This is a genomic window from Streptomyces mexicanus (assembly GCF_902506575.1).
GTDB classification, from domain to species: domain Bacteria; phylum Actinomycetota; class Actinomycetes; order Streptomycetales; family Streptomycetaceae; genus Streptomyces; species Streptomyces mexicanus.
In genome coordinates this window covers 15,393-39,600 of the sequence record NZ_LR732544.1, presented here as the reverse complement: position 1 = coordinate 39,600, position 24,208 = coordinate 15,393, and the positions used below count along the sequence as shown (strand labels likewise).

Annotated in this window: 19 protein-coding genes and 3 pseudogenes; 13 read left to right on the top strand and 9 right to left on the bottom strand. The window is 75.5% G+C overall.

Features of this window, described 5'->3' with window-relative positions:
* Positions 1-1,496 (bottom strand): hypothetical protein (locus GV126_RS00175; RefSeq protein ID WP_236569797.1); only part of this gene is annotated, 1,496 nt, incomplete at its 3' end.
* Positions 1,497-1,557: 61 nt separating this feature from the next.
* Here GV126_RS00175 and GV126_RS00170 point away from each other — a divergent pair.
* From GV126_RS00170 to GV126_RS00150, 4 genes and pseudogenes are all read left to right on the top strand, one after another.
* On the top strand, positions 1,558-2,370 hold the full coding sequence (locus GV126_RS00170) for a phosphotransferase family protein (RefSeq protein ID WP_438947820.1): 813 nt from the start codon (positions 1,558-1,560) through the stop codon (positions 2,368-2,370).
* A gap of 81 nt (positions 2,371-2,451) precedes the next feature.
* A pseudogene (locus GV126_RS37550) lies at positions 2,452-2,661 on the top strand (TFIIB-type zinc ribbon-containing protein); the annotation flags it as partial.
* Positions 2,662-3,059: 398 nt separating this feature from the next.
* Positions 3,060-3,824, top strand: a complete 765-nt coding sequence (gene sufC, locus GV126_RS00155) for a Fe-S cluster assembly ATPase SufC (protein WP_159661877.1) — start codon at positions 3,060-3,062, stop codon at positions 3,822-3,824.
* Between the two features lie 56 nt (positions 3,825-3,880).
* Positions 3,881-5,293 carry an RtcB family protein gene (locus tag GV126_RS00150; protein WP_159661876.1) on the top strand — a complete coding sequence of 471 codons (1,413 nt, stop codon included), beginning with the start codon at positions 3,881-3,883 and terminating at the stop codon, positions 5,291-5,293.
* A 147-nt stretch (positions 5,294-5,440) separates the two neighbouring features.
* Here the strand turns inward: GV126_RS00150 and GV126_RS00145 are convergent, their stop codons facing one another.
* Positions 5,441-5,899 carry an archease gene (locus tag GV126_RS00145; RefSeq protein ID WP_028423471.1) on the bottom strand — a complete coding sequence of 153 codons (459 nt, stop codon included), beginning with the start codon at positions 5,897-5,899 and terminating at the stop codon, positions 5,441-5,443.
* Between the two features lie 125 nt (positions 5,900-6,024).
* On the opposite strand from GV126_RS00145, the gene GV126_RS00140 reads away from it, so the two are divergent.
* The 5 genes from GV126_RS00140 to GV126_RS00120 all read left to right on the top strand — a co-directional run bounded on the left by GV126_RS00140 (position 6,025) and on the right by GV126_RS00120 (position 9,467).
* Positions 6,025-6,348, top strand: coding sequence for a hypothetical protein (locus GV126_RS00140; protein WP_159661875.1), 324 nt, complete (start codon positions 6,025-6,027; stop codon positions 6,346-6,348).
* Positions 6,349-6,435: 87 nt separating this feature from the next.
* Positions 6,436-6,819 (top strand): DUF2267 domain-containing protein, encoded by a 384-nt coding sequence (locus GV126_RS00135; RefSeq protein ID WP_159661874.1) that lies wholly within the window; start codon positions 6,436-6,438, stop codon positions 6,817-6,819.
* Between the two features lie 581 nt (positions 6,820-7,400).
* Entirely contained in the window at positions 7,401-8,393 is a 993-nt protein-coding gene (dhaK, locus tag GV126_RS00130) for a dihydroxyacetone kinase subunit DhaK (protein WP_159661873.1), read from the top strand.
* A 52-nt stretch (positions 8,394-8,445) separates the two neighbouring features.
* Complete coding sequence (gene dhaL, locus GV126_RS00125; protein WP_159661872.1) at positions 8,446-9,060, top strand: dihydroxyacetone kinase subunit DhaL; 615 nt, start codon at positions 8,446-8,448, stop codon at positions 9,058-9,060.
* Complete coding sequence (locus tag GV126_RS00120; protein WP_159661871.1) at positions 9,057-9,467, top strand: PTS-dependent dihydroxyacetone kinase phosphotransferase subunit DhaM; 411 nt, start codon at positions 9,057-9,059, stop codon at positions 9,465-9,467. The genes dhaL and GV126_RS00120 overlap by 4 nt, the downstream gene beginning before the upstream one ends.
* 152 nt (positions 9,468-9,619) lie before the next feature.
* On the opposite strand, the gene GV126_RS00115 is transcribed toward GV126_RS00120, so the two are convergent.
* A complete protein-coding gene (locus tag GV126_RS00115) occupies positions 9,620-10,333 on the bottom strand; it encodes a glycoside hydrolase family 75 protein (RefSeq protein WP_159661870.1) in 714 nt (237 codons plus the stop codon).
* 448 nt (positions 10,334-10,781) lie between these two features.
* On the opposite strand from GV126_RS00115, the gene GV126_RS00110 reads away from it, so the two are divergent.
* Together GV126_RS00110 and GV126_RS00105 are read left to right on the top strand one after the other, a co-directional pair.
* Positions 10,782-11,747, top strand: a complete 966-nt coding sequence (locus GV126_RS00110) for a fibronectin type III domain-containing protein (RefSeq protein WP_159673121.1) — start codon at positions 10,782-10,784, stop codon at positions 11,745-11,747.
* Between the two features lie 362 nt (positions 11,748-12,109).
* Positions 12,110-12,643 carry a hypothetical protein gene (locus GV126_RS00105; protein WP_159661869.1) on the top strand — a complete coding sequence of 178 codons (534 nt, stop codon included), beginning with the start codon at positions 12,110-12,112 and terminating at the stop codon, positions 12,641-12,643.
* A gap of 57 nt (positions 12,644-12,700) precedes the next feature.
* Here the strand turns inward: GV126_RS00105 and GV126_RS00100 are convergent, their stop codons facing one another.
* The 3 genes from GV126_RS00100 to GV126_RS00090 form a co-directional block, all read right to left on the bottom strand.
* The gene (locus tag GV126_RS00100) at positions 12,701-13,246 is read right to left on the bottom strand and encodes a PadR family transcriptional regulator (protein WP_159661868.1); all 546 of its coding nucleotides are present in this window, start codon (positions 13,244-13,246) and stop codon (positions 12,701-12,703) included.
* A 53-nt stretch (positions 13,247-13,299) separates the two neighbouring features.
* Positions 13,300-15,315: an oxidoreductase gene (locus GV126_RS00095; RefSeq protein WP_159661867.1), complete on the bottom strand. Its 2,016-nt coding sequence runs from the start codon at positions 15,313-15,315 to the stop codon at positions 13,300-13,302.
* 166 nt (positions 15,316-15,481) lie between these two features.
* Entirely contained in the window at positions 15,482-15,844 is a 363-nt protein-coding gene (locus tag GV126_RS00090) for a hypothetical protein (RefSeq protein ID WP_159661866.1), read from the bottom strand.
* A gap of 347 nt (positions 15,845-16,191) precedes the next feature.
* Here GV126_RS00090 and GV126_RS00085 point away from each other — a divergent pair, with 347 nt between their 5' ends.
* A complete protein-coding gene (locus tag GV126_RS00085; protein WP_159661865.1) occupies positions 16,192-18,270 on the top strand; it encodes a SpoIIE family protein phosphatase in 2,079 nt (692 codons plus the stop codon).
* A gap of 47 nt (positions 18,271-18,317) precedes the next feature.
* Here GV126_RS00085 and GV126_RS00080 read toward each other — a convergent pair whose 3' ends face one another.
* Together GV126_RS00080 and GV126_RS00075 are read right to left on the bottom strand one after the other, a co-directional pair.
* A complete protein-coding gene (locus GV126_RS00080; RefSeq protein WP_159673119.1) occupies positions 18,318-19,013 on the bottom strand; it encodes a putative protein N(5)-glutamine methyltransferase in 696 nt (231 codons plus the stop codon).
* Position 19,014: 1 nt separating this feature from the next.
* Positions 19,015-20,091, bottom strand: a pseudogene (locus GV126_RS00075) (CaiB/BaiF CoA transferase family protein); the annotation flags it as partial.
* Between the two features lie 233 nt (positions 20,092-20,324).
* On the opposite strand from GV126_RS00075, the pseudogene GV126_RS00070 reads away from it, so the two are divergent.
* Positions 20,325-21,455, top strand: a pseudogene (locus tag GV126_RS00070) (acyl-CoA dehydrogenase family protein).
* Positions 21,456-21,906: 451 nt separating this feature from the next.
* Here GV126_RS00070 and secD read toward each other — a convergent pair.
* Positions 21,907-24,144: a protein translocase subunit SecD gene (secD, locus tag GV126_RS00065; protein WP_159661864.1), complete on the bottom strand. Its 2,238-nt coding sequence runs from the start codon at positions 24,142-24,144 to the stop codon at positions 21,907-21,909.
* Between the last annotated feature and the right edge of the window lie 64 nt (positions 24,145-24,208).

Here is a 24,208-nt window from a genome sequence, read left to right as displayed (position 1 = left end):
CGCCCGCGCCCCCCGCGGCGGGGCCGGGCGGGGGGCGGCGGGGCGGGCGGGCGCGCCGCGGCCGCGGCCGCCGCGGGGGCGGGGGGGCGGCCCGTGGTCGGGTGGGCGGGGACCAGCTCGCCCAGGTCGGCGAGCACCTGCGTGCCGTGGTCGCCGGTCAGCTGGAGCACGTTCCAGGAGGTGCACGCCCCGGCGCGGGACGCCGGGCTGGCCAGCGGTCCGGTGACACCGTCCCGCAGCGCCAGGGCCGGGGCGGCGGAGGCGGGCCGGAGCAGGTCCCGCGCGGCGGCCTGCCGCACCCACGGGGCCGTCAGATAGCGGACATTGCCGTCGGAGCGGTCCAGCACGAGCGCGGCGGCCTCCGCGCCCGCCGCGCCGTCCACGCGGGCGAAGTCGAGCGCGGCCCCGGCCGTGGAGCCCTTCGGCTCGGCGTAGCGGACGATGCGCAGCCCGTCGTAGAGGATCACCACATGGGCGTTGTCCACGTCGCCCGCGTACAGCAGCTGCGGCGGACCGGCGGGGCCGCCGGAGGCCGTGCCCGGGGTGGCGGTGACCCGGACGGACTCCCCGGGCCGGGCCCACACCGCCAGCGCCCGGCGCAGCAGCGCGCTGTCGCCGGTCAGGTCGCCACGCGCGGGCCACACGGAGAAGTCCAGGCGCGCGGAGGTCCGCCAGGCGGCGGGGGAGATGCGGGTGAGCCTGGCCGGGTCGAGCGCGGCCCGGGCGGAGGGGTTCTGCGCGTAGGCGGGGGCGGCGGCGCCGTCCGGGCCCCAGCCGCCGCCGGGCAGGGCGACCAGCGCGCCGCACACGGCCAGGGCCGCGGCGGCGGCCAGCGCCGCCTTGGTGTGCTGCCGGCGCCGCAGCAGATCGGTGGGGCGGGCCTGCAGCGAACAGGGGTCGAACTCGGGGGAGTCCAGCAGCGCGTACTGCGCGGGCACGCGGTCGGCCTCCCGCAGCGCGGCTGCCGGGTCCGCCACACCTGCGGCCGACAGCACCTGGCGCACCTCGGCGTCGGGAAGCCGCTCCAGGCCGCGCAGCACGTACGCGGCGCGGGCCGGACCGGACAGTGCCCCCAGCCGCTGGTCGAGGGCGAGTTCGTCGGCCCCGCCCGAGCGCGGGAACAGCTTCAGCCCCCACACCTGCGGCAGCAGCGGCGGCAGCCGGCCCGGCCACCGCCCGCCGCGTCCCGCCCGGCCGGCCTCCAGCGCCGCACGGACCACCCGGATCCGCAGGAAGGCGTAGCCGGGATCCGCGGCCGCCCCGGTGGACTGCGCCGGAATCACCGAGGGGGCGGTGCGGCCCCGGGGCAGGGCGCGCTGGGTGAGCGCGTGGGCGGTCAGGACGCGCCGGCTCCGGCCGAGGCCGGGCGGCAGCACCAGGTGCGCGAGCCGGACCAGCCGCGGATAGTGCTCGACGAGGGCGGCCTCCGCCTGCTCGACGTCGACGACCGGCTCGGGGGCGGACGAGGGACGCGGGACGACATCCTGTGACTGCACGTTCAGCAGAACGAGCGAATCGTCGGATGGTCACCGCCACGCGGACGAAGTCACCCGCCGAGTGCGGCCGGGGGAAGGGGAATTGAGCGCCGCGCGCGGCACGGCCGTATGGAGGGGCGGGCCCCGGCCGGGGCCCGTGCGGCGGGCGGGGGGGGCCGGGGGGGGAGATGGGGGGGGGCCGTCCCGGGCGCGCGGGGGCCGGGGCCGCGGGGTGCCGGGCCGCGGGGGCGGGGCCCCCGGGGCGGGCCCTTTTCACCCCTTACGCCGGCCACGGCCCCCCTCCGGGGGGGCCCCGCGCGCCCCCCCTCTGCACCCGGCACGGGCCGCCCCGCGCTACGCGCCCCGCACCTCGCACCCCGGCCCGCACCGGGCCTTCACGGCGGCCACCACCCTCGCCTTCGCCGACCCCGGCGCCTGGGCGACCCTGCCCGCCTGGGCCCGCGCCGAGGAACCCGCGTCGGGGCCCGGCGTCCTGTGCCACGGCGATCTGCACCTCGGCCAGCTCGTGCGGCACCCGGACCCGGACGGCACCTGGCTGCTCATCGACGTCGACGATCTCGGCACCGGCACCCCGGCCTGGGATCTGGCCCGCCCGGCCGCCTGGTACGCCTGCGGTCTGCTGTCGCCCGAGGAGTGGAATCGTTTCCTCACCGCCTACCGCGCCGCGGGCGGCCCGGCCGTCCCTCCGGGCGGCGACCCGTGGGCCGCCCTCGACCCGGCCGCGCGCGCCCTGACCGTGCAGAGCGCCGCCCGGGCCGTCACCAAGGCGGCCGCGGCCCGCCGCCCGCTGGACGAGGTGGAGCAGGCCGTCGTGGACGCCTGCGACCGCATGGGCCGTCTCCCGGCCCCGCCGTCCCGCACCCGGGACACGTAGGGTGCAACCGACCGGAGCCGGACGGCAGTCTGTCCCGGCGAGGTCACAAACCGATCCGACCGGCGAGGAGTTGAGCCGAGCATGCAGTGTCCGAAGTGCCATGCGCCGATGCACACCTACAACCGCAACGGCGTCCAGATCGAGCAGTGCAGCGGCTGCCGCGGCATCTTCCTCGACTACGGCGAGCTGGAGGCGCTCACCCGCCTGGAGGCCCCGGACCAGGAAACAAGCCTCGCCCTCGCGGGCCCCATGCCGTGGGACACCGTGACCCCCGCCCCCGCGGGCGGCCCCACCGTCGGCCAGCAGTGGTGGGTCGTGTCCGGGCGAACCGCCGACGGCGCCGCCACCGGCACCTACCGGCTGGTCAACCGCTACAGCGGCCTGGTGATCGGCCTGTCGGCCCGGCCCTCCCGGCCCGCCGAGACGGCCCCCGCACGCTTCTGGCAGGACACCGGCGGCAGCGCAGTCGGCGGCTCGCGCACCGCGGCCGAGCAGACGCTGACGCTCACCCCCACCGGCCCGGCGCCCCGCCACTGACCCCTCGCACAGTGCGTCGTCACGCGGCGGCCAGGTCCCACGTGAACCTCACCGCCGCGCGGCCGATACTGGAAGGTGAGGCCCCGCGGCCGGTCCTGGGCGGGTGCCCCGCGGCCGGTCCTGGGCGGGCGTACGGAGGAGGTGGGGCGGCCATGGCGACCCTGGCCATCCACGACCTGCACTGCCAGGTGCAGACCGATCACGGGCCGCGGGAGATCCTCCGCGGTGTCGATCTGACCGTACGGCAGGGCGAGACGCACGCGCTGATGGGACCCAACGGCTCCGGCAAGACCACCCTGGCCTACGCCCTGGCCGGCCACCCGAAGTACCGGATCACCTCCGGCACCGTCACCCTGGACGGCGAGGACCTGCTCGCCATGAAGGTGGACGAGCGCGCCCGCGCCGGGGTGTTCCTCGCCATGCAGTACCCGGTCGAGGTCCCCGGCGTGTCCATGGTCAACTTCCTGCGCGCCGCCGCCACGGCGGTGCGCGGCGAGGCCCCGCGCCTGCGCACCTGGCTCAAGGAGGTCCGGGAGGCGATGGCACGCCTGCAGATCGATCCGGCCTTCGCCGAGCGCAACGTCAACGAGGGGTTCTCCGGAGGCGAGAAGAAACGCCACGAGATCCTCCAACTGGAGCTGCTGAAGCCGAAGATCGCCATCCTGGACGAGACCGACTCCGGCCTGGACATCGACGCGCTGCGCGTCGTCTCCGAGGGCGTCAACCGGGTGCGCGCCACCGGGGAGGTCGCCACACTGCTGATCACCCACTACACACGCATCCTGCGCTACGTCCACCCCGACCACGTGCACGTCTTCTCCGCGGGCCGGATCGTCGACTCCGGCGGTCCCGAACTCGCCGAACGGCTGGAGGAGGAGGGCTACGAGGCGTACGTGAGGAGCGGCGCGGGCGACTGACCCGGCCCGTGGTGCGCGCCGGTCGGGCCGCGGCCGCAGGCGCGCGGGAGGACGCGATGGAACTCGTCGAGGAAGACCGGTACCGCTTCCGCATCGCCCGGGAAGGCGACATGCGGGTGCCGGGGGTCGTGTTCGCGACCCGCGGGCTGCTCGCCGACGCCGAGAAGTCGCTGGCGCAGGTGGTCCACGTCGCCACCCTGCCGGGCATCGTCGCCGCCTCCTACGCCATGCCGGACATCCACTGGGGCTACGGCTTCCCCATCGGCGGGGTCGCGGCGACCGCGGTCGACGAGGGCGGCGTGGTCTCGCCCGGCGGGGTGGGCTTCGACATCTCCTGCGGAGTGCGGCTGCTGGCCGCGGACTGCGACCGGGCCGAGCTGGCGCCCGCGCTGGAGGAGGTCATGGACGTCCTGGGCCGGACCGTGCCACGGGGTGCCGGACCCGGCGGGGTGTGGCGGCTGACCGGCCCCGGTCAGCTGGAGCGGCTGCTGCGGGGCGGCTCGCGGTACGCCGTCGAGGAGGGCCACGGAGAGGAACGCGACCTGGCGCGCTGCGAGGACGGCGGGGCGGTCGCCGACGCCGACGCCGGACAGGTCGGCCCCCGCGCCCGGGAGCGCGGGCTCGGGCAGGTCGGCAGCCTGGGGTCGGCCAACCACTTCCTGGAGGTGCAGCAGGTCGCCGAGGTGTACGACCCGCCGGCCGCCGACGCGTTCGGCATCGCGGCCGGCCAGGTGTGCGTGATGATCCACTGCGGCTCGCGCGGACTGGGGCACCAGATCTGCACGGACCACGTCCGCGCGATGGACCGCGCCATGGCCCGCTACGGCATCCGCGTCCCCGACCGGCAACTGGCCTGCACCCCGGTGGACTCCCCGGAGGGCCGGGCCTATCTCGGGGCCATGGCGGCCGCCGCCAACTACGGCCGGGCCAACCGTCAGCTGCTCACCGACGCCGCCCGCCGCGCCTTCGGCCGCGTCGCCGGGCGCCGGCTGTCGCTGGTGTACGACGTCTCGCACAACCTCGCCAAGATCGAGACCCACGAGGTCGCCGGCCGGCGGCGCCGGCTGTGCGTGCACCGCAAGGGGGCCACCAGGGCGTTTCCGCCCGGCCATCCCGACCTGCCGGAGGATCTGCGCGCGGTGGGTCAGCCGGTGCTGATCCCCGGCACGATGGGCACGGCCTCGTACGTGCTGGCCGGGGTGGCGGGCGGCGGGGCGTTCTTCTCCACCTGCCACGGCGCCGGCCGCCGGATGAGCCGGCACGAGGCTGCCCGGAAGGTCAGCGGCAGTCAGCTGCGGGCCCGGCTGGCGCAGGACGGCATCGCGGCGCGCCCGTTGTCGTGGCGCGGGCTGGCCGAGGAGGCGCCGGAGGCGTACAAGGACGTCGGCGAGGTGGTGGCCGCCAGCGAGGGCGCCGGTCTGTGCCGCATCGTGGCGCGACTGGTGCCGCTGGGCGTGGTCAAGGGATGACCGGCGTCCGTACGGCCGAACCCGGCCTCCTGGGGTGTCGCGCCGTCCGGGGCCTCCTGGGGTGTCGCGCCGTCCGAGCGGGACGACCGGCGCGGCCCGCGCGAACCGCTCGTCCACCGGGCCCGCACGCCCCAGGCCCGCCGGCTCTCACACGTCCACGGTCACCGCGCACGACCAGCCGTACGGATCGGCCCCCATGTGCAGCCCGTGCCAGGACACGGCCTTCGGCGCCGCGCCGGTGATCTCGACGTCCGCCAGGGGCACGACGCCCAGCCGCACCTCCAGATCGCCGTCGGCCACCGTCTCGGCGTCCACCTCGACGGGCACCTGCCCGTGGACCTCGACCCGGTAGACGACCTCGTCCAGCAGCGCGGCCAGCAGATCCGCGTCGTCCGCCCGCGCGAACCGGATCCGTTCCAGGTGGGTGGGGCGTACCGCGGAGACGTCCGCGAAGCACTCCACCATGCCCCGCACCGCCTCCGCCAGGCAGCCCTCCCGGCTCGGAGCCCATGCCTCGATCCGCAGGTCGGCGGTGTGCGGCGCCGCGCGGTGCCCGCCGGCGCCCTCCCGCCGTATCTCCCTGACGTCGTCCGTGTCGCCGACCATGCCCACCGCGTGCCCCGTTCGACCGCCGGTCACACCGGGAGGTGCCGAGGTGAGGCAGGGCCGAGGGCGGTTACCCGGGTTGCCCCGCAAACGCACGAGGCAGTCGACGAGGACAGGAGCGCGCCATGGTGCGCAGGAAGCCGGAACCGGCCGGGAACCCGGGGGCGGACCTCTCCGGACAGAGCGCCGGCAGGCCGTTCACCGAGCCCGGGCGGCCGGGCCGCAGCGAGCGGCACGAGCGGGTGTTCCAGGCGGTGAGCGCCGTCCAGGAACGCCACGGCGGGGCGGCGGGCCACCTGGAGGAGATCGCCCGCGCCTGCGGGCTCCCGCCCGAGGAGACCCGCGGCCTGCTGCACGACCTGGCCCAGACGCACGGCCCGGTCACCGAGCTGGCGGGCGGCGACGAGCCGGACCTGGGGCCGCGGTTCGAGGTGAAGCCCCGGCTGTGAGGCGGCCCCCGGTTCCGGCCGTTTCCCGGAGCCGGGGGCCGGGCACCCGGGGGCCTGCACCACCTGGCCCGGCCGCGGGAGGACGCGATGAGGCTCGAAGAATTTCTCGATCGGGTGCGCGACCGCGGGGAGTACCGCAGTCTGGACGAGGCGGAGAAGGTCAGCTGGGCGGTGCTGTGGGTGCTCGCCTCCCGGGTCGGCCCGCAGGAGGCCGAGGACCTGGCGTCCCAGCTCCCCGCCCCGCTGAACGAGGCCCTGCGGCTGGAGCGCGGGCGGCCCGAGGACTTCGACCAGCAGGAGTTCCTGCGGCGGGTGGCCCAGCAGATCAGCGCCCGGCCGCGCACCGCGCAGTGGGACGTGGGGGCCGTGCTCTCCACCGTCGCCGACGCGGTGGGCGGCGAACGCTTCGACCACCTCTGCGAGGAGCTGCCCTCCCGCTACGCGGATCTCTTCGGCGCCCGGGAGCGGTGACCGGCGGGGCAGCGCGCCTGCCCGGCGCGCTCGCCACCGGTCTCACGCGACGGGCCCGGCACCGGCGCGGCGCACCTGAAGGAGTGGCCGGCCGGCGCCCGTGACCGGCAGCCGGCCTGCCGCGCCGAGGGCGAAGACGACTTGGAGGCCGTCGAGACGCGCGGCCGGGGTCGTTGGCCGGCGGGCGCCCGGACGACGCGCGGCCGGGGAACGCCGGGCGTCCCGCACCGGACGGCGTGTCCGCTGCCGCGTCCGCGCCTGCGCTGAAGCGCGACGGAACCGACGGAACCCACGGCGCGCCGCCCGATCCCGACTGCGCGGAACTCCCCGTGAGAAGGCGATCTCGGCCGCGCTGTGTGTCGTGAACGCCGCACGGTGACACGTCATAGGTGACCTTCGCTGCCGCACCGTCGATACTGCCAGGAGTACAGAGACACCAGACGACGGGCAAGAGACAGCGGACAGGGCGGCGGCCGACACCTGCACCGGGCACCGACCGCGCCTGCCGTACCGTCACCGCCGGCCCCGGCCGGCAACAGCACCGCCACGACCCGCAGTGCCGAGCCCAGGAGGAGACGCCCATGAAGATGCTGATCAACGTCGCGGAGACCGTCGTCGCGGACGCTCTGCGCGGCATGGCGGCCGCCCATCCGGAGCTGACGGTCGACGTCGAGAACCGGGTGGTCGTACGGCGGGACGCGCCGGTCGCCGGGAAGGTGGCGCTGGTCTCCGGCGGAGGTTCGGGGCACGAGCCGCTGCACGGCGGGTTCGTGGGCCCGGGAATGCTCTCGGCGGCCTGTCCCGGCGAGGTCTTCACCTCCCCCGTGCCCGACCAGATGGTGCGGGCCGCGGCGGCCGTGGACAGCGGCGCGGGCGTGCTGTTCGTGGTGAAGAACTACACCGGTGACGTCCTGAACTTCGACATGGCGGCCGAGCTGGCGGAGGACGAGGGCGTCCAGGTCGCCAAGGTGCTGGTCAACGATGACGTGGCGGTGACCGACAGCCTGTACACGGCCGGGCGGCGCGGCACCGGCGCGACGGTGTTCGGGGGGAAGATCGCGGGCGCGGCGGCCGAGGAGGGGCAGCCGCTGGGGCGGGTGGCGTCGATCGCCCGGCAGGTCAACGACAACTCCCGCAGTTTCGGGGTCGCGCTGAGCGCGGTGACCACGCCCGCCAAGGGCACCCCCACCTTCGACCTGCCGCCGGGCGAGCTGGAACTGGGCATCGGCATCCACGGCGAGCCCGGCCGGGAGCGGCGGGCGGTGATGACCTCCGGGGAGATCGCCGACGTCGCGGTGGACGCGGTCCTGGAGGACCCCCACCCCCGCAATCCGGTGCTGCTGCTGGTCAACGGCATGGGGGCGACCCCGCTGCTGGAGCTGTACGGCTTCAACGCCGAGGTGCACCGGGTGCTGGCCGAGCGCGGGGTGGCCGTGGCCCGCACCCTGGTCGGCAACTACGTCACCTCCCTCGACATGGCGGGTGCCTCGGTCACCCCGTGCCAGATCGACGAGGAGCTGCTGCGGCTGTGGGACGCGCCGGTGAACACGCCGGCCCTGCGCTGGGGCGTGTGACCCGGTGGTCGTGTCCGACGTATCAACGCACCTATCACGCAAGGGAGTTTTCGTGCTCGACACCGACTTCTTCCGCCGTTGGATGACGGCGGCCGCCGCGTTCGTCGACCGCGAGGCGGACCGGCTCACCGCGCTGGACTCGCCGATCGGGGACGCCGATCACGGCAGCAATCTGCAGCGCGGGTTCACGGCCGTGCGGGCCGCGCTGGAGAAGGAGGCACCGGACACGCCCGGCGCGGTCCTCACCCTCGCGGGGCGGCTGCTGATCTCGACGGTGGGCGGCGCCTCCGGGCCGCTGTACGGCACGCTGCTGCGGCGCACCGGCAAGGCGCTCGGGGAGGAGGCCGAGGTGAGCGAGGAACAGCTCGCCCAGGCGCTGCGGGCGGGTGTCGAGGGGGTGAAGACGCTCGGCGGGGCCGTGCCGGGCGACAAGACCATGGTCGACGCGCTGGTGCCGGCCGTCGACGCGCTCGGTGACGGCTTCGCCGCCGCGCGCGCGGCCGCCGAGCAGGGGGCCGAGGCGACCACGCCGTTGCAGGCCCGCAAGGGCCGGGCGAGTTATCTGGGTGAGCGCAGCATCGGGCACCAGGATCCGGGGGCGACGTCGTCGGCGCTGCTGATCGCGGCTCTGGCCGAGGCCGCGGCGGGATCGGAGGGCGTGCGGTGAGTGACGACAAGCTGGTCGGGATCGTGCTGGTGTCGCACAGCGCGGAGGTGGCCGCATCGGTGGCCGAACTGGCCAAGGGCCTGGCGGGCGGCGCGGCGGCGGTGCCCGTGGCCCCGGCGGGCGGCAGGGAGGACGGGGGCCTGGGCACCAGCGCGGAGCTGGTCGCCGCGGCCGCCGCGACCGTGGACCGGGGCGCCGGAGTGGCGGTCCTGACCGACCTGGGCAGTGCGGTGCTCACGGTGAAGGCGCTGCTCGCCGAGGGCGACGAGCTGCCGGAGGGCACCCGCCTGGTGGACGCGCCGTTCGTCGAGGGCGCGGTGGCCGCGGTCGTCACGGCGGCCACGGGAGCCGACCTCGACGCGGTGGAGGCGGCGGCCCGGGAGGCGTACGACTACCGGAAGGTGTGAGGGACGGCCGGACGGGCGGGCCGCGGGCGGCGCGGTGGTGCGCGACGACTGCGGCACGGCGTGCGGCGGCTGTTGCTCCGGCGCGCGGGCGGCCCCGCCCGCCGTGGTCACGGGCCGGGGGCGCGCGTGCTGCCCGGCCGTGGCCGCCGGCGCTATCCGGCCGGGACGGCGGAGGCGGCCACCAGGCGCCGCGCGAGCCGCTGCCCCTGCGCGACGGCGGCCGCGTGGTCCTCGATCCGGCTGATCCGGGAGTCCTCGAAGACGATGTAGGTCACGCCCGAGCGGACCCCGCCGCGGTGCGGGTCGGCGGGGATGCCCGGCCGGCGGGCGGTGGCGTAGGAGGCCTCGCCGATGATGTCGCGGGGGCCGTAGTCGCCGACGACCGCATACTGCACCCGGCCGCGGTAGACGACCGCGGGGACGGAGCCGCCGCCGAGCCCGCGGGCGCGGTGGTTCCAGATACGGCTGGGGGCGGGCAGCACGATGTACGGCAGGCGCTCGGCGTTCAGACGGCGGCCGTCGGACTGGGCGTGGGCCGCGGCGGGCGAGAAGTACGGGTCGGTGCGGCGGTTGCAGCGCTGGGTGGGGCGTCCGTCGCAGTCGATGTCCATGTCGGCCTTCCAGTAGACCGCACCGGGCAGCGCGCAGACCGGGATGGTGGCGGGCGCTCCGGCGTCGGGGCGGTAGCGGCCGCGGGAGACCCGCTCGCAGCCCCGCGCCCGGGCCAGCAGGTCGGAGGCGCGGACGGCGCCCGCACTGCGCGCCGGCGGCTCCTGCCGGGGCCGCGGCGGCTCGGCGGCGGGCAGGGTCGGCGGCGCGAGCAGGGCGGCGCTCGCCGCGACGACCGTCAGCGACTGGACTCGCACAATAAGGATCCCTCTCCTCGGGGACATGGACGGCACCTTCGTCCCCTGGGGGTGAAGGTGATCGTGCGGCCCACGTTAGGGGACCGGGCGGCGCAGGGCCCGTAACACCTGCCGGGCGGTCGGGGCACCGGGGCCACGACGGCCGGGGCCCCGGCCGCCCGTGCCGGCGCGGGATCAGCGACGACAGCGGTCCGCGCCACGGCGTGAACTGCCCCTCGTGTCCGGGCAGTTCGGCCGGGTTGGTGTTCAGCATACGTAACCGGGCCCTCAAGTCACCCCTGGCCGCCCCCTTGATGGGCTCCGAACGGAACGGCATATTGGTCCGGACCATTGACCCGAGCGGTGACCGGGCCTGTCCGGCGCCGCAGTTGACGGGGAGGCAGACCTCGTGCGACACGTTCCGGAGCCCACCCGCCGACGTCGCCTCTTTCCCGGGCGTGTCGTGACGCTGGGCGCCGCGCTGGCGCTGCTCGCCGCCTGCGGCCGGGGTGTCGCGGACGACGCCGAGGGCGGCGCTCCGGGGGCGCCGACCGGGGTCACCGCCGCGGCGGGCAGCGCCACCAGCGTGCACGTGATGTGGAACGCCGTCGTCTCGAGCACCGGCGTCCGCGCCTACGAGGTGTATCGCGGCACGGCGAAAGTGACGGAGGTCCCGGCGTCCACGCACATGGTGGACGTCACCCGGCTCTCCCCCGCGACCACGTATGTCTTCACCGTGCGCGCCCGGGACGCCCGGGGGCGGCTCGGGCCGCGCAGCGCCCAGGTGCGGGCCACGACGCCCGCCGCCGTCGCCGCGGACCGCACCGCCCCGACCCGGCCCGCCGCCCCGCGGGGCCGGGTGGTGGGCAGCCGGGCCGTCCAGCTGTCCTGGTCCCCGTCCACGGACGACCGGGGTGTGGTCTCCTACGACATCCACCAGGGCGCCGCGAAGATCCACAGTGTGAGCGGCAGTCAGACGGCGACCGTGGTCACGGGGCTGCGCCCGCACACCCGCTACACCTTCACCGTCCGCGCCCGCGACGCGGCCGGCAACCTCTCCGCCGCCTCCGCGCCCGTCCGGCTCACCACCGCGCCGGGCTCCGACGCCGGTCAGGGCACCGCGCCCACCGCCTTCCACGCCGGCACACACCGTGCGGACGGGGCGTACTACCTCGACCTCGACTGGCTGCCGCCGCGCGTCGACGGTGCGGTGACGGAGTACCAGATCGAACTCGACGGGCGGCCCGCCACTTCCCTCGTCTGGGGCGGCACCGCCCCGCGCGGCCGGGCGACGTACAGCTTCTACCTGGGCCGTCAGGCCGGGGTGGACCACCGGGTACGGCTGCGGGCCAGGCTGCCCGACGGCACCTGGGGCGGCTTCTCCGCGGAACGGACCGTGACCACCGGGCCGGGCTCGTCGCACACCCGTCCCTGACCGCGGACGGCTTCGTCGCCGAACGGCCGTCACCACCGAAGCCGCCCCTGCACCGGGGAACCGGCCGCGACCGCGGGGACGGCCTCGTCGCGGAACCGGCCGCGACCGCGGGGACGGCCTCGTCGCGGAACCGGCCGCGACCACGGGGCGGCCGCTCCGCGGGGCACGCCGGGGGCCCGCCCCGAACCGGTCGCCGCGGCGGGCCGGATGCCCCGGACGGACGGCTCGTCACCCGCGCGGTCCGGCCCGGCGTGCGGGAGGCGGCCGGACGGCGTTTGCTGCCCCTGAGGCGGCACGGGCGATCCCCTTTCTCCGGCGGCACCTGGGACGATCCGCCGACCGTGCCTCCGGAGGACTGTCGCATGGGCAACACTCAGCCACACCTGCGCCCCGGCCCGGTGGCGGCGGCCGCCGCCCTCGCGCTCGGACTCGCCGTCGGCCCTGCCGCCGCCGAGCCGGGGATCTTCGTGAGCACCAGCGGCTCCACGGTGTCGGTGACCGCTGTGTGCCCCGAGATCGACGGCGTCTGGGGCACGGCCTCCCTGCTCGCCGCGGGTCAGACCAGCGTCGCCGAGGGACGCCGGGCGGAACTGACGGGAGGGGCGACCAGCCAGTCGGCCGCGTGGCAGGACGTCCGCCCGGGCACGTACACCGTGCTCGTGGTCTGCGCGGACAACACCACCGCCGGCACCCAGTCGATCGCCGTGCCCGCCCCGTCCGGCCCGGCCGTTTCCGCCGCTCCGGCGGCCTCGCGCGGCCGGCCGGGCGGCCGGAGCCCCGGCGCCGACGGCCACGGGCCCGTCCCGCTCGTCGCGGGCGGGGCCCTGGTGGGGGCCGCGATGATCGGCCCCGGCTGGTACCTGCGCCGCCGCTCCTCGCAGCCGTACCGGCTGTGACCGGCCGGTCGCGCGGGCATGGGCGAGCATGCGCACCCGGCCGGGGCGGGGGCCGGCTCAGGAGCCGTCCGGCAGGTCGGCGAACTCCTCCAGCGCGTGGCGCAGCCAGCGGGTCCAGAAGGTCTCCAGGTCGATCCCGGCCCGCAGGATCAGATGGTGCAGCCGGTCCTGGGCGCTGTCGCTGCCGGGCGGGAAGTCGCGCCGCTCGATCTCCCGGTACTCGGCCAACTGCCGCTCGTGCAGCTGGAGATGGCGCCGCAGGTCGTCCTCCAGGCCGGCGGTGCCGATCGCGGCGGCGGCGCGCAGCCGCGGCAGCAGGGGGTCCCGCAGCGGCTTGGGGTCCTGGGAGGCCGCGGTCCAGCGGCTCAGTTCGGCCCGGCCCGCGGGCAGCACCTCGTAGCTCTTGCGCTGCCCGCGGGCCGGCTGCTCGGACGGCAGGGCCCGGATCAGCCCCTCCCGCTCCAGCCTGCCCAGCTCCCGGTAGATCTGCTGATGCGTCGCCGACCAGAAGTAGCCGATCGACCGGTCGAAGCGGCGCGTCAGCTCGAGCCCCGACGACGGCTTCTCGAGCAGGGCGGTGAGGATCGCGTGCGGGAGTGACATGGGGCCATCCTAGGGACGGCCGAACGGGGTGCTCCCTGCCCGCGCCGCGGCCGCTACAGGGCCGCCGCCAGCTCGGTGCCCTGCTGGACGGCGCGCTTGGCGTCGAGTTCGGCGGCCACGTCCGCCCCGCCGATGACGTGCGCGGCACGTCCCGCGGCGAGCAGTTCCTCGTACAGGTCGCGGCGCGGTTCCTGCCCTGTGCACAGCACGACGGTGTCCACCTGAAGCACGGTGGGCTCGCCGTCCACGGTCAGGTGCAGCCCGGCGTCGTCGATCCGGTCGTAGCGCACGCCCGGCACCATGGTGACGCCGCGGTGGCGCAGTTCGGTGCGGTGGATCCAGCCGGTCGTCCGGCCCAGGCCGGCGCCGACCTTGCCGGGCCTGCGCTGCAGCAGGTGGACGGTGCGCGGCGGGGCGGGCCGCTGCGGCGCGGCCAGGCCGCCCGGCGCGCGGTAGTCCATGTCGACGCCCCAGTGGCGGAAGTACGTCTCCGGGTCCTCGCTCGCCTTGTCGCCGCCGTCGGTCAGCCAGGCGGCTACGTCGAAGCCGATGCCGCCCGCGCCGAGGATCGCCACCCGGTCGCCGACGGGTGCGCCGCCCCGCAGCACGTCGAGGTAGCCGACGACGCTCGGATGGTCCACCCCGGGGATGTCGGGGGTGCGCGGGGTGACGCCGGTGGCGACGACGACCTCGTCGTAACCGGTGAGGTCGGCTGCGGCGGCCCGGGTGTCCAGGCGTACGTCCACGCCGGGCGCGTCGAGCCGGTGGCGGAAGTAGCGCAGCGTCTCGTCGAACTCCTGCTTGCCCGGCACCCTGCGGGCGACGTTCAGCTGGCCGCCGATCTCGCTCGCCGCCTCGAAGAGGGTGACGGCGTGGCCGCGTTCGGCGGCGCCCACGGCACAGGCCAGGCCCGCCGGGCCGGCGCCGACGACGGCGACGGACTTGCGCCGCCGGGTAGGGGTGAGCACCAGCTCGGTCTCGTGGCAGGCGCGCGGGTTGACCAGGCAGGAGGTGATCTTCCCGTTGAAGGTGTGGTCCAGGCAGGCCTGGTTGCAGCCGATGCAGGTGTTGATGGCCTCCGGTGTCCCGGCCGCGGCCTTGGCGACGAAGTCGGGGTCGGCGAGCATCGGGCGGGCCAGCGACACCATGTCGGCGCAGCCCTCGGCGAGCAGTCGCTCGGCGAGGTCGGGGGTGTTGATGCGGTTGGTGGTGACCAGCGGGACGGTGACCGCACCCATGAGTTTCCTGGTCACCCAGGTGTAGGCGCCGCGCGGCACGGAGGTGGCGATGGTGGGGATGCGGGCCTCGTGCCAGCCGATGCCGGTGTTGATGATCGTCGCCCCCGCGGCCTCGACGGCCTGCGCGAGCGCGATCACCTCCGCCAGGGACGAGCCGTCCGGGACCAGGTCGAGCATGGACAGCCGGTAGACGATGATGAAGTCGTCCCCGGCCGCCTCGCGCACCCGGCGGACGATCTCGACGGGGAAGCGCATGCGGTGGGCGGGCGAGCCGCCCCAGCGGTCGGTGCGGTGGTTGGTCCGCGCGGCGGTGAACTCGTTGATGAGGTAGCCCTCGGAGCCCATGATCTCCACGCCGTCGTAACCGGCCTGCCGGGCCAGACGGGCGGTGCGGGCGTAGTCGTCGATGGTGCGTTCGATGTCGGCGTCGGTGAGTTCGCGGGGCACGTAGGGGCTGATGGGCGCCTGCAGCGGGCTGGGCGCGACCAGGTCGCGGTGGTAGGCGTAGCGGCCGAAGTGCAGGATCTGCAGGGCGATCCGGCCGCCCTCGCGGTGCACGGCGTCGGTGACGAGCCGGTGCCGGGCGGCCTCCTCCTCGGTGGTCAGCTTGGCGCCGCCCTCGTACGGCCGCCCCTCGTCGTTGGGCGCGATGCCGCCGGTGACGATCAGGCCCACTCCCCCGCGGGCGCGGGCGGCGTAGAACGCCGCCATCCGTTCGAAGCCCCGCTCGGCCTCTTCCAGGCCGGTGTGCATCGAGCCCATCAGGACGCGGTTGGGCAGGGTGGTGAAGCCCAGGTCGAGCGGGCTCAGCAGGTGCGGGTAACGGCTCATCGGCCCCTCCGTGCGCGGTGTCGTCCCCGTAGTTGTAGAGGACGCCGACGACTTTATGCAACTAGTTGCATAACGGGGGGCGGAAGGGCGGGCCTGCGTGGGCGTGCAGAGGGCCGCCGCCCCGGAGGGACGGCGGCCCCGTAGGTCACCCGGCCGGATGCGGGCGTCAGCGGCCCTGCAGCCGCACGTGCAGCTCGCGTTCCTGGTCCCCGGAGGCCGTGCACAGGTCCTCCACGGTGAACAGGGAGTCGAGCGCGGCGCGGAACCGGTCGATCGCCCAGTAGCCGCCCTGCACGTCCGCCGTCACGGAGCCCCGAAGGTGGGTCGGGCCGCAGGACCCGTGGGCGTCGGCCACGTCGAAGGTGCCGAGCCACACCGTCGGGCGCGCCTCGTGGAAGTCACGAGGCACGTCGTCCGCGCGCCGGTCGGACGTGAAGCAGGAGCGCAGGGCGTCGAACACGGTCCGGGCGTCCTCCTTGCTGCATCCGCTCAGCTCCACCGAGACGGATTCCGGGTGCTCACTGTCCATCGTGATCGCTCCTCTCGTGGCCGCGCTGCGGTACCGCTCGCGGGGTTCCCCCCGAGCCGCGTGCCACTCCTCCCCGCGGTGTTCCCTTCAGCAAACACCGGCGTCCCGAAGAGCACCACCCCCCGCGCGGGGGCCGCGGCGAGCGGGTCGACCGGCCGCGTCGGCGGGACGGCCGGCCGGGTGCTGAGGGATGGTGGAGGAAGGCGACGCCCCCGGCGAGGAAAGGTGGCGGCCCCGCGCGGGAGAGGCGGCGGCCCCTCGGCGAGGTGGGTGCCGACGCGGTACAACGGGGTGTAGTCGGCACCGGGGACGACGAATCGCACGGACGGACGAAGGCGGTGCGTGGGATGACGGCAGCCGGGGCTCCCTCGGCCCAGGGCGGCAACGCGCCCCTCGGCCCGGCGCAGCCGAGCGGCCTGCTCGACGTGCTGGGCGTGGCGTCGGTCGTGCTCGACGCCACGGGGCGCATCGTGCTGTGGAGCCCGCAGGCCGAGGAGCTGTTCGGCTACTCGGCGCAGGAGGCGCTCGGGCAGCTCGCCGGCCGGCTGATGGTGCACGAGGAGCACCTCGACCTGGTCATCAAGCTCTTCGCCGATGTCCTGCGCACCGGCAAGGGGTGGGCGGGCGCCTTTCCCATCCGGCACAAGGACGGCAGCACCCGCCTGGTGGAGTTCCGCAACATGCGGCTGCTGGACGACCGGGGGGACGTCTACGCGCTCGGCCTGGCCGCCGACCAGTCGACGGTACGGCGCCTGGAGCGCGACGTGGCGCTGTCGGCGCGGATCGTCTCGCAGTCCCCGATCGGCCTGGCCGTCCTGGACACGCACCTGCGCTACGTCTCGGTCAACCCGGCGCTGGAGCGGATCGACGGTGTCCCGGCCGAGCAGCGCATCGGGCGGACGGTCCCCGAGGTGCTGCCGCACCTGGACGCCGCCGAGCTGGAGTCCGCCGCGCTCCGGGTGCTGCGGACCGGCACGCCCCTCGTCGACGTCTTCGTCCTCGGCCGCACCCCGGCCGCGCCGGACGAGGAACGCGCCCTGTCGGTGTCGATGTACCGCCTGGAGGACGCCGTCGGCACGGTGCTGGGCGTGGCCGTGTCGGTCGTGGACATCACCGAGCAGCACCGGGCCGGCCTGGAGGCCGAGGCGGCGCGCCGGCGCCTGGCCCTCATCGCCGACGCCTCCGCCCGGATCGGCACCACCCTGGAGCTGGACCGCACGGCCCGGGAGCTGGCCGACGTCGCCGTGCCGGAGCTGGCCGACGTGGCGGCGGTGGACCTGCTGGAGGCGGTCGTCGCGGGCCGCCGCAGCAGCCTGGGGCCGCACGAGCCCGCGGTGATCCGCGCCCTGGCCGTCAGGGCCGAGGGCGCGGCGGAGGCGCTCCAGGCCGCCGACCCGACCGGTCAGATCGCCCGCTACGGACCCGAACGCCTGGTCACGCAGTGCGTCCGCACCGGGCGCCCGGTGCTGGTGGCGCAGGTGCGGGAGGAGGATCTGGCCCGTATCGCCCGCTCCCCGGAGGCCGCCGTGCTGCTGCGCCGCGCGGGGGTGCACTCCTATCTCGCCGTGCCGCTGATCGCCCGCGGCGAGGTGCTGGGCGCCCTGGACCTCAAACGCACCCGCAATCCCCGTCCCTTCAGCGCGGACGACGTCCTGCTCGCCCGGGAACTGGCCGCCCGCGCGGCCGTGCAGATCGACAACGCCCGCTGGTACCAGAACGCCCGCGACACCGCCCTCACCCTCCAGCGCAGCCTGCTGCCCCGGCACCCGTCCGTCACCGGCGGGCTGGAGGTCGCCTCCCGCTACCAGCCGGCGGGCGCCACCGTGGAGGTGGGCGGCGACTGGTTCGACGTGATCCCGCTGGAGAACGACAAGACGGCGCTGGTCGTCGGCGACGTCATGGGCAGCGGCATCGGCGCCGCCGCCACCAGGGGACGGCTGCGCACCGCGACGAAGGCGCTGGCCTCGCTGGACCTGGACCCCGCCCGGCTGCTGGAGCACCTGGACCGGATCACCGACGGCCTGGACCACTCCATCGCCACCTGCCTGTACGCCGTCCACGACCCGCGCCTGCGCCAGTGCCGCATCGCCAACGCCGGGCATCTGCCGCCGGCCCGCGCCCGGCCGGGCCGGCCCCCGGAACTGCTGGAGCTGCCCACCGGGGTGCCGCCGGGCGTCGGCGGCGTCGCCTTCACCACCACCACGGTCGACCTGGAACCCGGCGACCAGCTGGTCCTGTACACCGACGGGCTGGTGGAGACCCGCAGGCACCCGCTGGACGAGCGCCTGTACCTGCTGCTGACCCTGCTGGACGCCCCGGGGCGGCCGCTGGAGGAGCTCTGCGACCATCTGCTGCTCTCCCTGCGCCAGCCGGACAACCACGACGACGTGGCACTGCTCGTGGCCCGCGCGCAGACACCCGGGTAGCGGCGGGCCGCAGGCCGGAAGACGCCGCGGGGACGGACCGGCCGTCCTCAGCCCCGGGTGCCCACGACGACGGTCGCCTCCAGCTCCCCGCAGACCGCCAGGCGCGCGGTCAGGCCGCTCGCGGTGAAGGCCGCGAGGGCCGCGGGCGCCTGGCGCGCGCTGGTCTCGACGAGCAGGCAGCCGCCGGGGGCGAGCCAGTCGGGGGCGCTGGCCGTGACCCGGCGCAGCACGTCCAGGCCGTCCGGGCCGCCGTCGAGGGCGACCGCGGGTTCGTGGTCGCGCGCTTCGGGCGGCAGGAGGCCGACGTCCCCGGTGGGCACGTAGGGGACGTTGGCGGCGAGGATGTCCACGCGACCGCGCAGGGCGGCCGGGAGCGCCGCGAACAGGTCGCCCTGGTGGACCCGCCCGCCCACGGGCGCGAGGTTGCGCCGGGCGCAGCGCACCGCGGCGGGGTGGACGTCGGCGGCGTGCAGCTCGATGGCGCCGAGGGCGGCGGCCAGCGCGGCGCCCACCGCACCGGACCCGCAGCACAGGTCCACCACGACGGACGCGTCCGGCGCCTGGGCCAGGGCCTGGTCGACAAGGAACTCGGTACGGCGCCGGGGCACGAAGACATCCGGCTCCACGGCGATGCGCAGCCCGTGGAACTCGGCCCAGCCCAGCACCTGTTCCAGGGGCAGCCCGGCCACGCGCCGGGCCACGAGGTCGGCGAGGTGGTCCGGGGTGCGTGCGGTGGCCAGGATCGACGGGGTGGGCGACCTGTTCCACCGCCCGTTCGCGGTGGGAGTCGTCGATGCGGACCCGTGCCTGGAGTCCGAGGCGGTCGGCGCACGCGAAGGCCGCGGCCAGGTCGTTGATGGGACCGCAGGGCACGCCGACGGCGGTGAGCGCCTCGAACCAGGCGTCCGCGGTGCGGGTGCGCAACGGGCCGTCGAGCGCGGCCAGCAGTTCGGCGCGGTGGGCGACGCGGTCCGGATTGGTGGCGAAGCGGGGATCCTCGGCGAGTTCCGCAAGCCCCAGTTCGGCGCAGAGGGCCGCGAACTGCCGGTCGTTGCCCACCGCGAGGGCCAGCGGACGGTCCTGGGCGTGCACCACCTCGTACGGCGCGATCGACGGATGGCGGTTGCCCATGGCCCGCGGCACCACGCCCGCGGCCACATAGGCCGATGCCTGGTTGGTCAGCGCGGACAGCAGCGAGGTGAGCAGGGACACCTCCACCCGCTGCCCCGTGCCGGTGCGGTCCCGGTGGCGCAGGGCGGCCAGGACGCCCATCCCCGCGTGCAGACCGGTGACGACGTCCACCAGGGCGACACCGGCCTTGGTGCCCTGGCCGTCCGGTTCGCCGGTCACGCTCATCAGCCCGCCCATGGCCTGCACCAGCAGGTCGTAGCCGGGCAGCGCGGCTCCCCCACCGGTTCCGAAACCGGTCACCGAGCAGTACACCAGCCCGGGGTTGACCGCCCGCAGCTCCTCGTAGCCGAGACCGAGGCGCTCCATCGTCCCGGGCCGGAAGTTCTCCACGAGCACGTCCGCGCGCGCGGCGATCTCCCGGGCGGCGCGGCGGTCGTGTTCGTCGGTCAGGTCCAGGACGACGGAGCGTTTCTTGCGGTTGACACCGAGGAAGTAGGTCGCTTCCCCGTCGGCGTACGGGGGACCCCAGGCCCGGGTCTCGTCGCCGCTGCCGGGCCGCTCGATCTTGATGACCTCGGCGCCGAGGTCGGCGAGCAGCATGGTCAGGTACGGCGCCGCGAGCACGCGGCCGAAGTCGGCCACGACGATCCCGGACAGGGCCCCGGACGGCACCGGGTGATCAGACGGCATGCGGCTTCCCTCTCGTGTCTTGGCAGGCACCGGGCGTCCAGCTACGATCCGGATTGGATCCAACATCCGATATCCAGATCCTAGTCGCAGTGCGTGTCGTTGTCAGCCGCTTGCCGGCCTCCGGTCAGCTGTCTTGTCAGCCGTCTCGTCAGCTGTCCTGGCGGCTCGTCAGCTGCCCCGTCGGCCGACCGCCTTGTCAGCCGTCGCGTCCGTGTCGACGCAGCCACCAGGAGATGCCCGTGACGTCCCCGTCCCTCCACCCCTTCGACCTGTTCGGGATCGACACCCTGCTGAACGACGAGGAACGCGACATCCGCGACACCGTCCGCGCCATGGGCGACCGCGACCTGCGTCCCCACGTCGCGGAGTGGTTCGAGCGGGGATCCGTTCCGGCGCGCGAACTCGCCGCCCGACTGGGCGAGTTGGGCGTGCTCGGCATGCACTTGCAAGGCTATGGCTGCGCCGGTACCGGTGCCGTGGCCTACGGCCTGGCCTGCCTGGAACTCGAAGCCGTCGACTCCGGCCTGCGCAGCCTCGTCTCCGTCCAGGGCTAGTGGCTGCCCGGCATGGCGGCCGGCCGGTTCATCGGCTGCTTCGGGCTGACCGAGCCGGACGCCGGCCCCGACCCGGGCGCCCTGCGCACGCCCGCCAGGCGGGACGGGGGCGACTGGGTGCTCAACGGCACCAAGATGTGGATCACCAACGGCTCGGTCGCCGACATCGCCGTCGTCTGGGCCCGTACCGACGACGGCGTGCGCGGTTTCCTCGTCCCCGCCGGTACCCCCGGTTTCACCGCGCACGACATCCGGCACAAGGTCTCCCTGCGCGCCTCGGTGACCAGTGAACTCGTCCTGGAGGACGTCCGGCTGCCCGCCGACGCCGTGCTCCCGGGGGCGCGCGGCCTGTCAGGCCCGCTCGGCTGCCTGAACGAGGCCCGGTTCGGCATCGTCTTCGGCGCTGTGGGCGCCGCCCGCGACTGCCTGGAGACCGCGCTCGCCTACGCCGCCGACCGCACCGTCTTCGACCGCCCCCTGGCCGGTTTCCAGCTCACGCAGCAGAAGCTGGCCGACATGACACTCGAACTCGGCAAGAGCATGCTGCTCGCGCTCCAGCTGGGACGCCTGAAGGACGCCGGCCGGATCACCCCCGAGCGGATCAGCCTCGGCAAGCTCAACACCCTCCGCGAGGCGCTGGAGATCGCCCGCCAGTGCCGCACCCTGCTCGGCGCCAACGGCATCACCCTGGAGTATCCGGTGATCCGGCACGCCAACAACCTCGAGTCCGTCCTCACCTACGAGGGCACCAGCGAGGTCCACACCCTCGTGGTCGGCCGTTCCGTCACCGGCATCCCGGCTTTCCGGTGACCCGGGTGTCGGGCGGGCTCGGCGCTCCCGCCCGGGCTGCGCGGGAGAACGTGCCGACGGCGGACCCGGGCGCGGACGGGCGACGTCTCCGCTGCCCGGCCCGCAGGACGCAAGGGGCGGCCCCTGCCCAGGGCGCTGCGTGCGGGGACCGCCCTGACCCTGCGTCCTGTCATCGCAGGCACTACGACGCTAAGGCCCGTCGACTCGATCCGCGCGTCCGGACCGTCGGTCGGGTGAGGGCGCCCGCGGTCGCGACGGTCGTCGGTTCAGCGGGGACGCCCCGGGGGCTGCGCGCGCTTGTCGCCTGCGCGAGGGCGTCGCGCAGGGAGCGCGGCCCTTGACCTCGGCCTGCGCCGGGCCCCCGCGCGATCCGCATGCCGGATGTGGGGCGTCCAGGGGCTGGACGGGCCACCGGGCGCACCGGCGCGAAGAGGCTGCCCGCGTCGGCGTGTCAGGTTGCCGGGCCGCCCCTGTCGCCGTGGAGCTGGATCGCGACGGGCGCGGCGGTGAAGACGGAGGAGTACGTGCCGACGGCGATGCCGATCAGCAGGGCCAGGGCGAAGTCGGTGAGCGCCGATCCGCCCAGCACGGCGAGCGCGATGAGGACGAACGCGGCGCCCGTGCCGGTGTTCACGGTGCGCGGCAGGGTCTGCAGGATCGCCTGGTTCGCGAGGTCGGCCAAGGGTGTGCCCGGGGTCCTGCGGACCAGTTCCCGGACGCGGTCGAAGAGGACGACGGAGTCGTTGACCGAATAGCCGATGACGGTGAGCAGGGCCGCCACGAACACGCCGTCGACGGGTTTGCCGAGCCAGGCGAATACGCCGACCAGGATCACCACGTCCTGGGCGAGCGCGACGACCGCCGCGGTGCCGAACACCCAGCGGAAGCGGGCGGCCAGATAGAGGAGTTGCGCCCCCAGGGCCACGGCGAGCGCGATCAGCGCGCCGCGGCGCAGCTCCTTGCCGACACTGGGGCCGACCAGTTCGTCGCGGACCTTCTCCGCGCCGCCCACCAGGCCGCGCACGGTGCCGGTGACCTGTGCCTCCTCGGCGTCGGTCAGCGGATCGGTGCGCACCGTCAGCGCCGTGTCCCCGGAGGACTGGACGACCGCGCGGGGGAACCCGGCGCCGACTAGGGCGGTGCGGACCCGGTCGGGGTCGACCGGGCCCGTGGTGGCGTACTCGATGAGGCGCCCGCCGGTGAACTCCACGCCCAGGTCGACACCGCGCACCGCGATGCCCGTACCGGCCAGGACGAGCACGGCGGCGCAGGTGGCGAGCCAGCGGCGCGGATGGCGCATCAGCCGCGGCTCGCGCCGGGTGAGACGGTCGCGGACGGCGCCCGTGGTCGCGATACCGGTGAGGCGCGGACGGCGGCGTACGCCGGGGCGGCCTGCGACGGACTCGGCGAGCACCCGGGTGATCACCAGGGCGCTGAACATGGAGGCGAGCACGCCGATGCCGAGGGTGACGCCGAAGCCCCGTACGGGGCCGGAGGCGAGGAAGAACAGCAGGGCGGCCGCGATCAACGTGGTGATGTTGGAGTCGGCGATGGCGCCGAGGGCGTTGCGGAATCCGGCGGCCAGGGCCGAGCGGGCGCTGGGGCGGCTGCGGCTCGCGTACTCCTCCCGGGCCCGTTCGAACACGAGCACGTTGGCGTCCACGGCCATCCCGATGGCCAGCACGAACCCGGCCAGTCCGGGCAGGGTCAGGGTGGCGCCGAGCAGGGCCAGGGCGGCGTAGGAGACGAGGCCGTAGCAGACCAGGGCGACGGTGGCCAGCACGCCCATCAGCCGGTAGACGACGATGATGAACAACGCGGTCAGCGCCGTGCCGATGACGGCGGCCCAGGCGCCGGCGGTGATGGCCTGCGCACCCAGGGTCGGGCCGACGGTGCGCTGTTCGACGGTCTCCACGGGGACCGGCAGGGCGCCGCCGTTGATGAGCGACGACAGCTCCCTGGCCTCCTCGGGGCCGAAGGAACCGGTGATCTCGGTGGCGCCGTCGCGGATGCCGGTCCCGCAGGCGATGGAGGGGGCGACCTGCGGCGAGGAGATGATCTTGTCGTCGAGGACGATGGCCACGCGGCGCGCCGGATCTCCCGGCGGACGGCAGGCGGCCTCGCCGGTCAGCCGGGCCCAGCCGTCCCGGCCGGCGCCGTGGAAGCCCACGGCGACATGCCATCCGGCGCCGTCCTGCCCGTCGAACCGCGCGGCGGCTTCCTTGACGTGCTCGCCGGTCAGGGTCGCGGCGCCGAGCCGCAGAGGCGTGCCCGCGTCGTCGGGCAGCACCCGTTCGCCGGGCCCCTGCCGCTGCGCCCGGGCGGTGGTGTCGTCGGCGGTGCCGAGCACCGGGTGGAACGTCAGCTGGGCGGTACGGCCGAGGACGTCGGCGGCCGTGGACGGGTCCTGCACGCCGGGGAGTTCGACGATGATCCGGTGGTCGCCGGAGCGGACGAGGGTGGGTTCGGCGACGCCGAGCGCGTCGATCCGGCGGCGCAGCACCTCCAGGGTGCGGTCGGTGGCCGTGCCGTCGGCGTCGGCCGTGGGGGTCGAGCGGGTCTCCAGGACGAGTTGGGTGCCGCCGCGCAGATCGAGTCCCAGGCGGACCGGCACGGTGACGGCGATGTACAGGGATGCGGCGATCACGGCGAGGGCGAGCAGCGCCCTCACCCGCAGGGAACGGTTCACAGGGGGCCTCCGGCAGGCGCCGCCGCCGAGCACGCCGGCGCGGTCGGCGGCGTGGTCGAGGAGA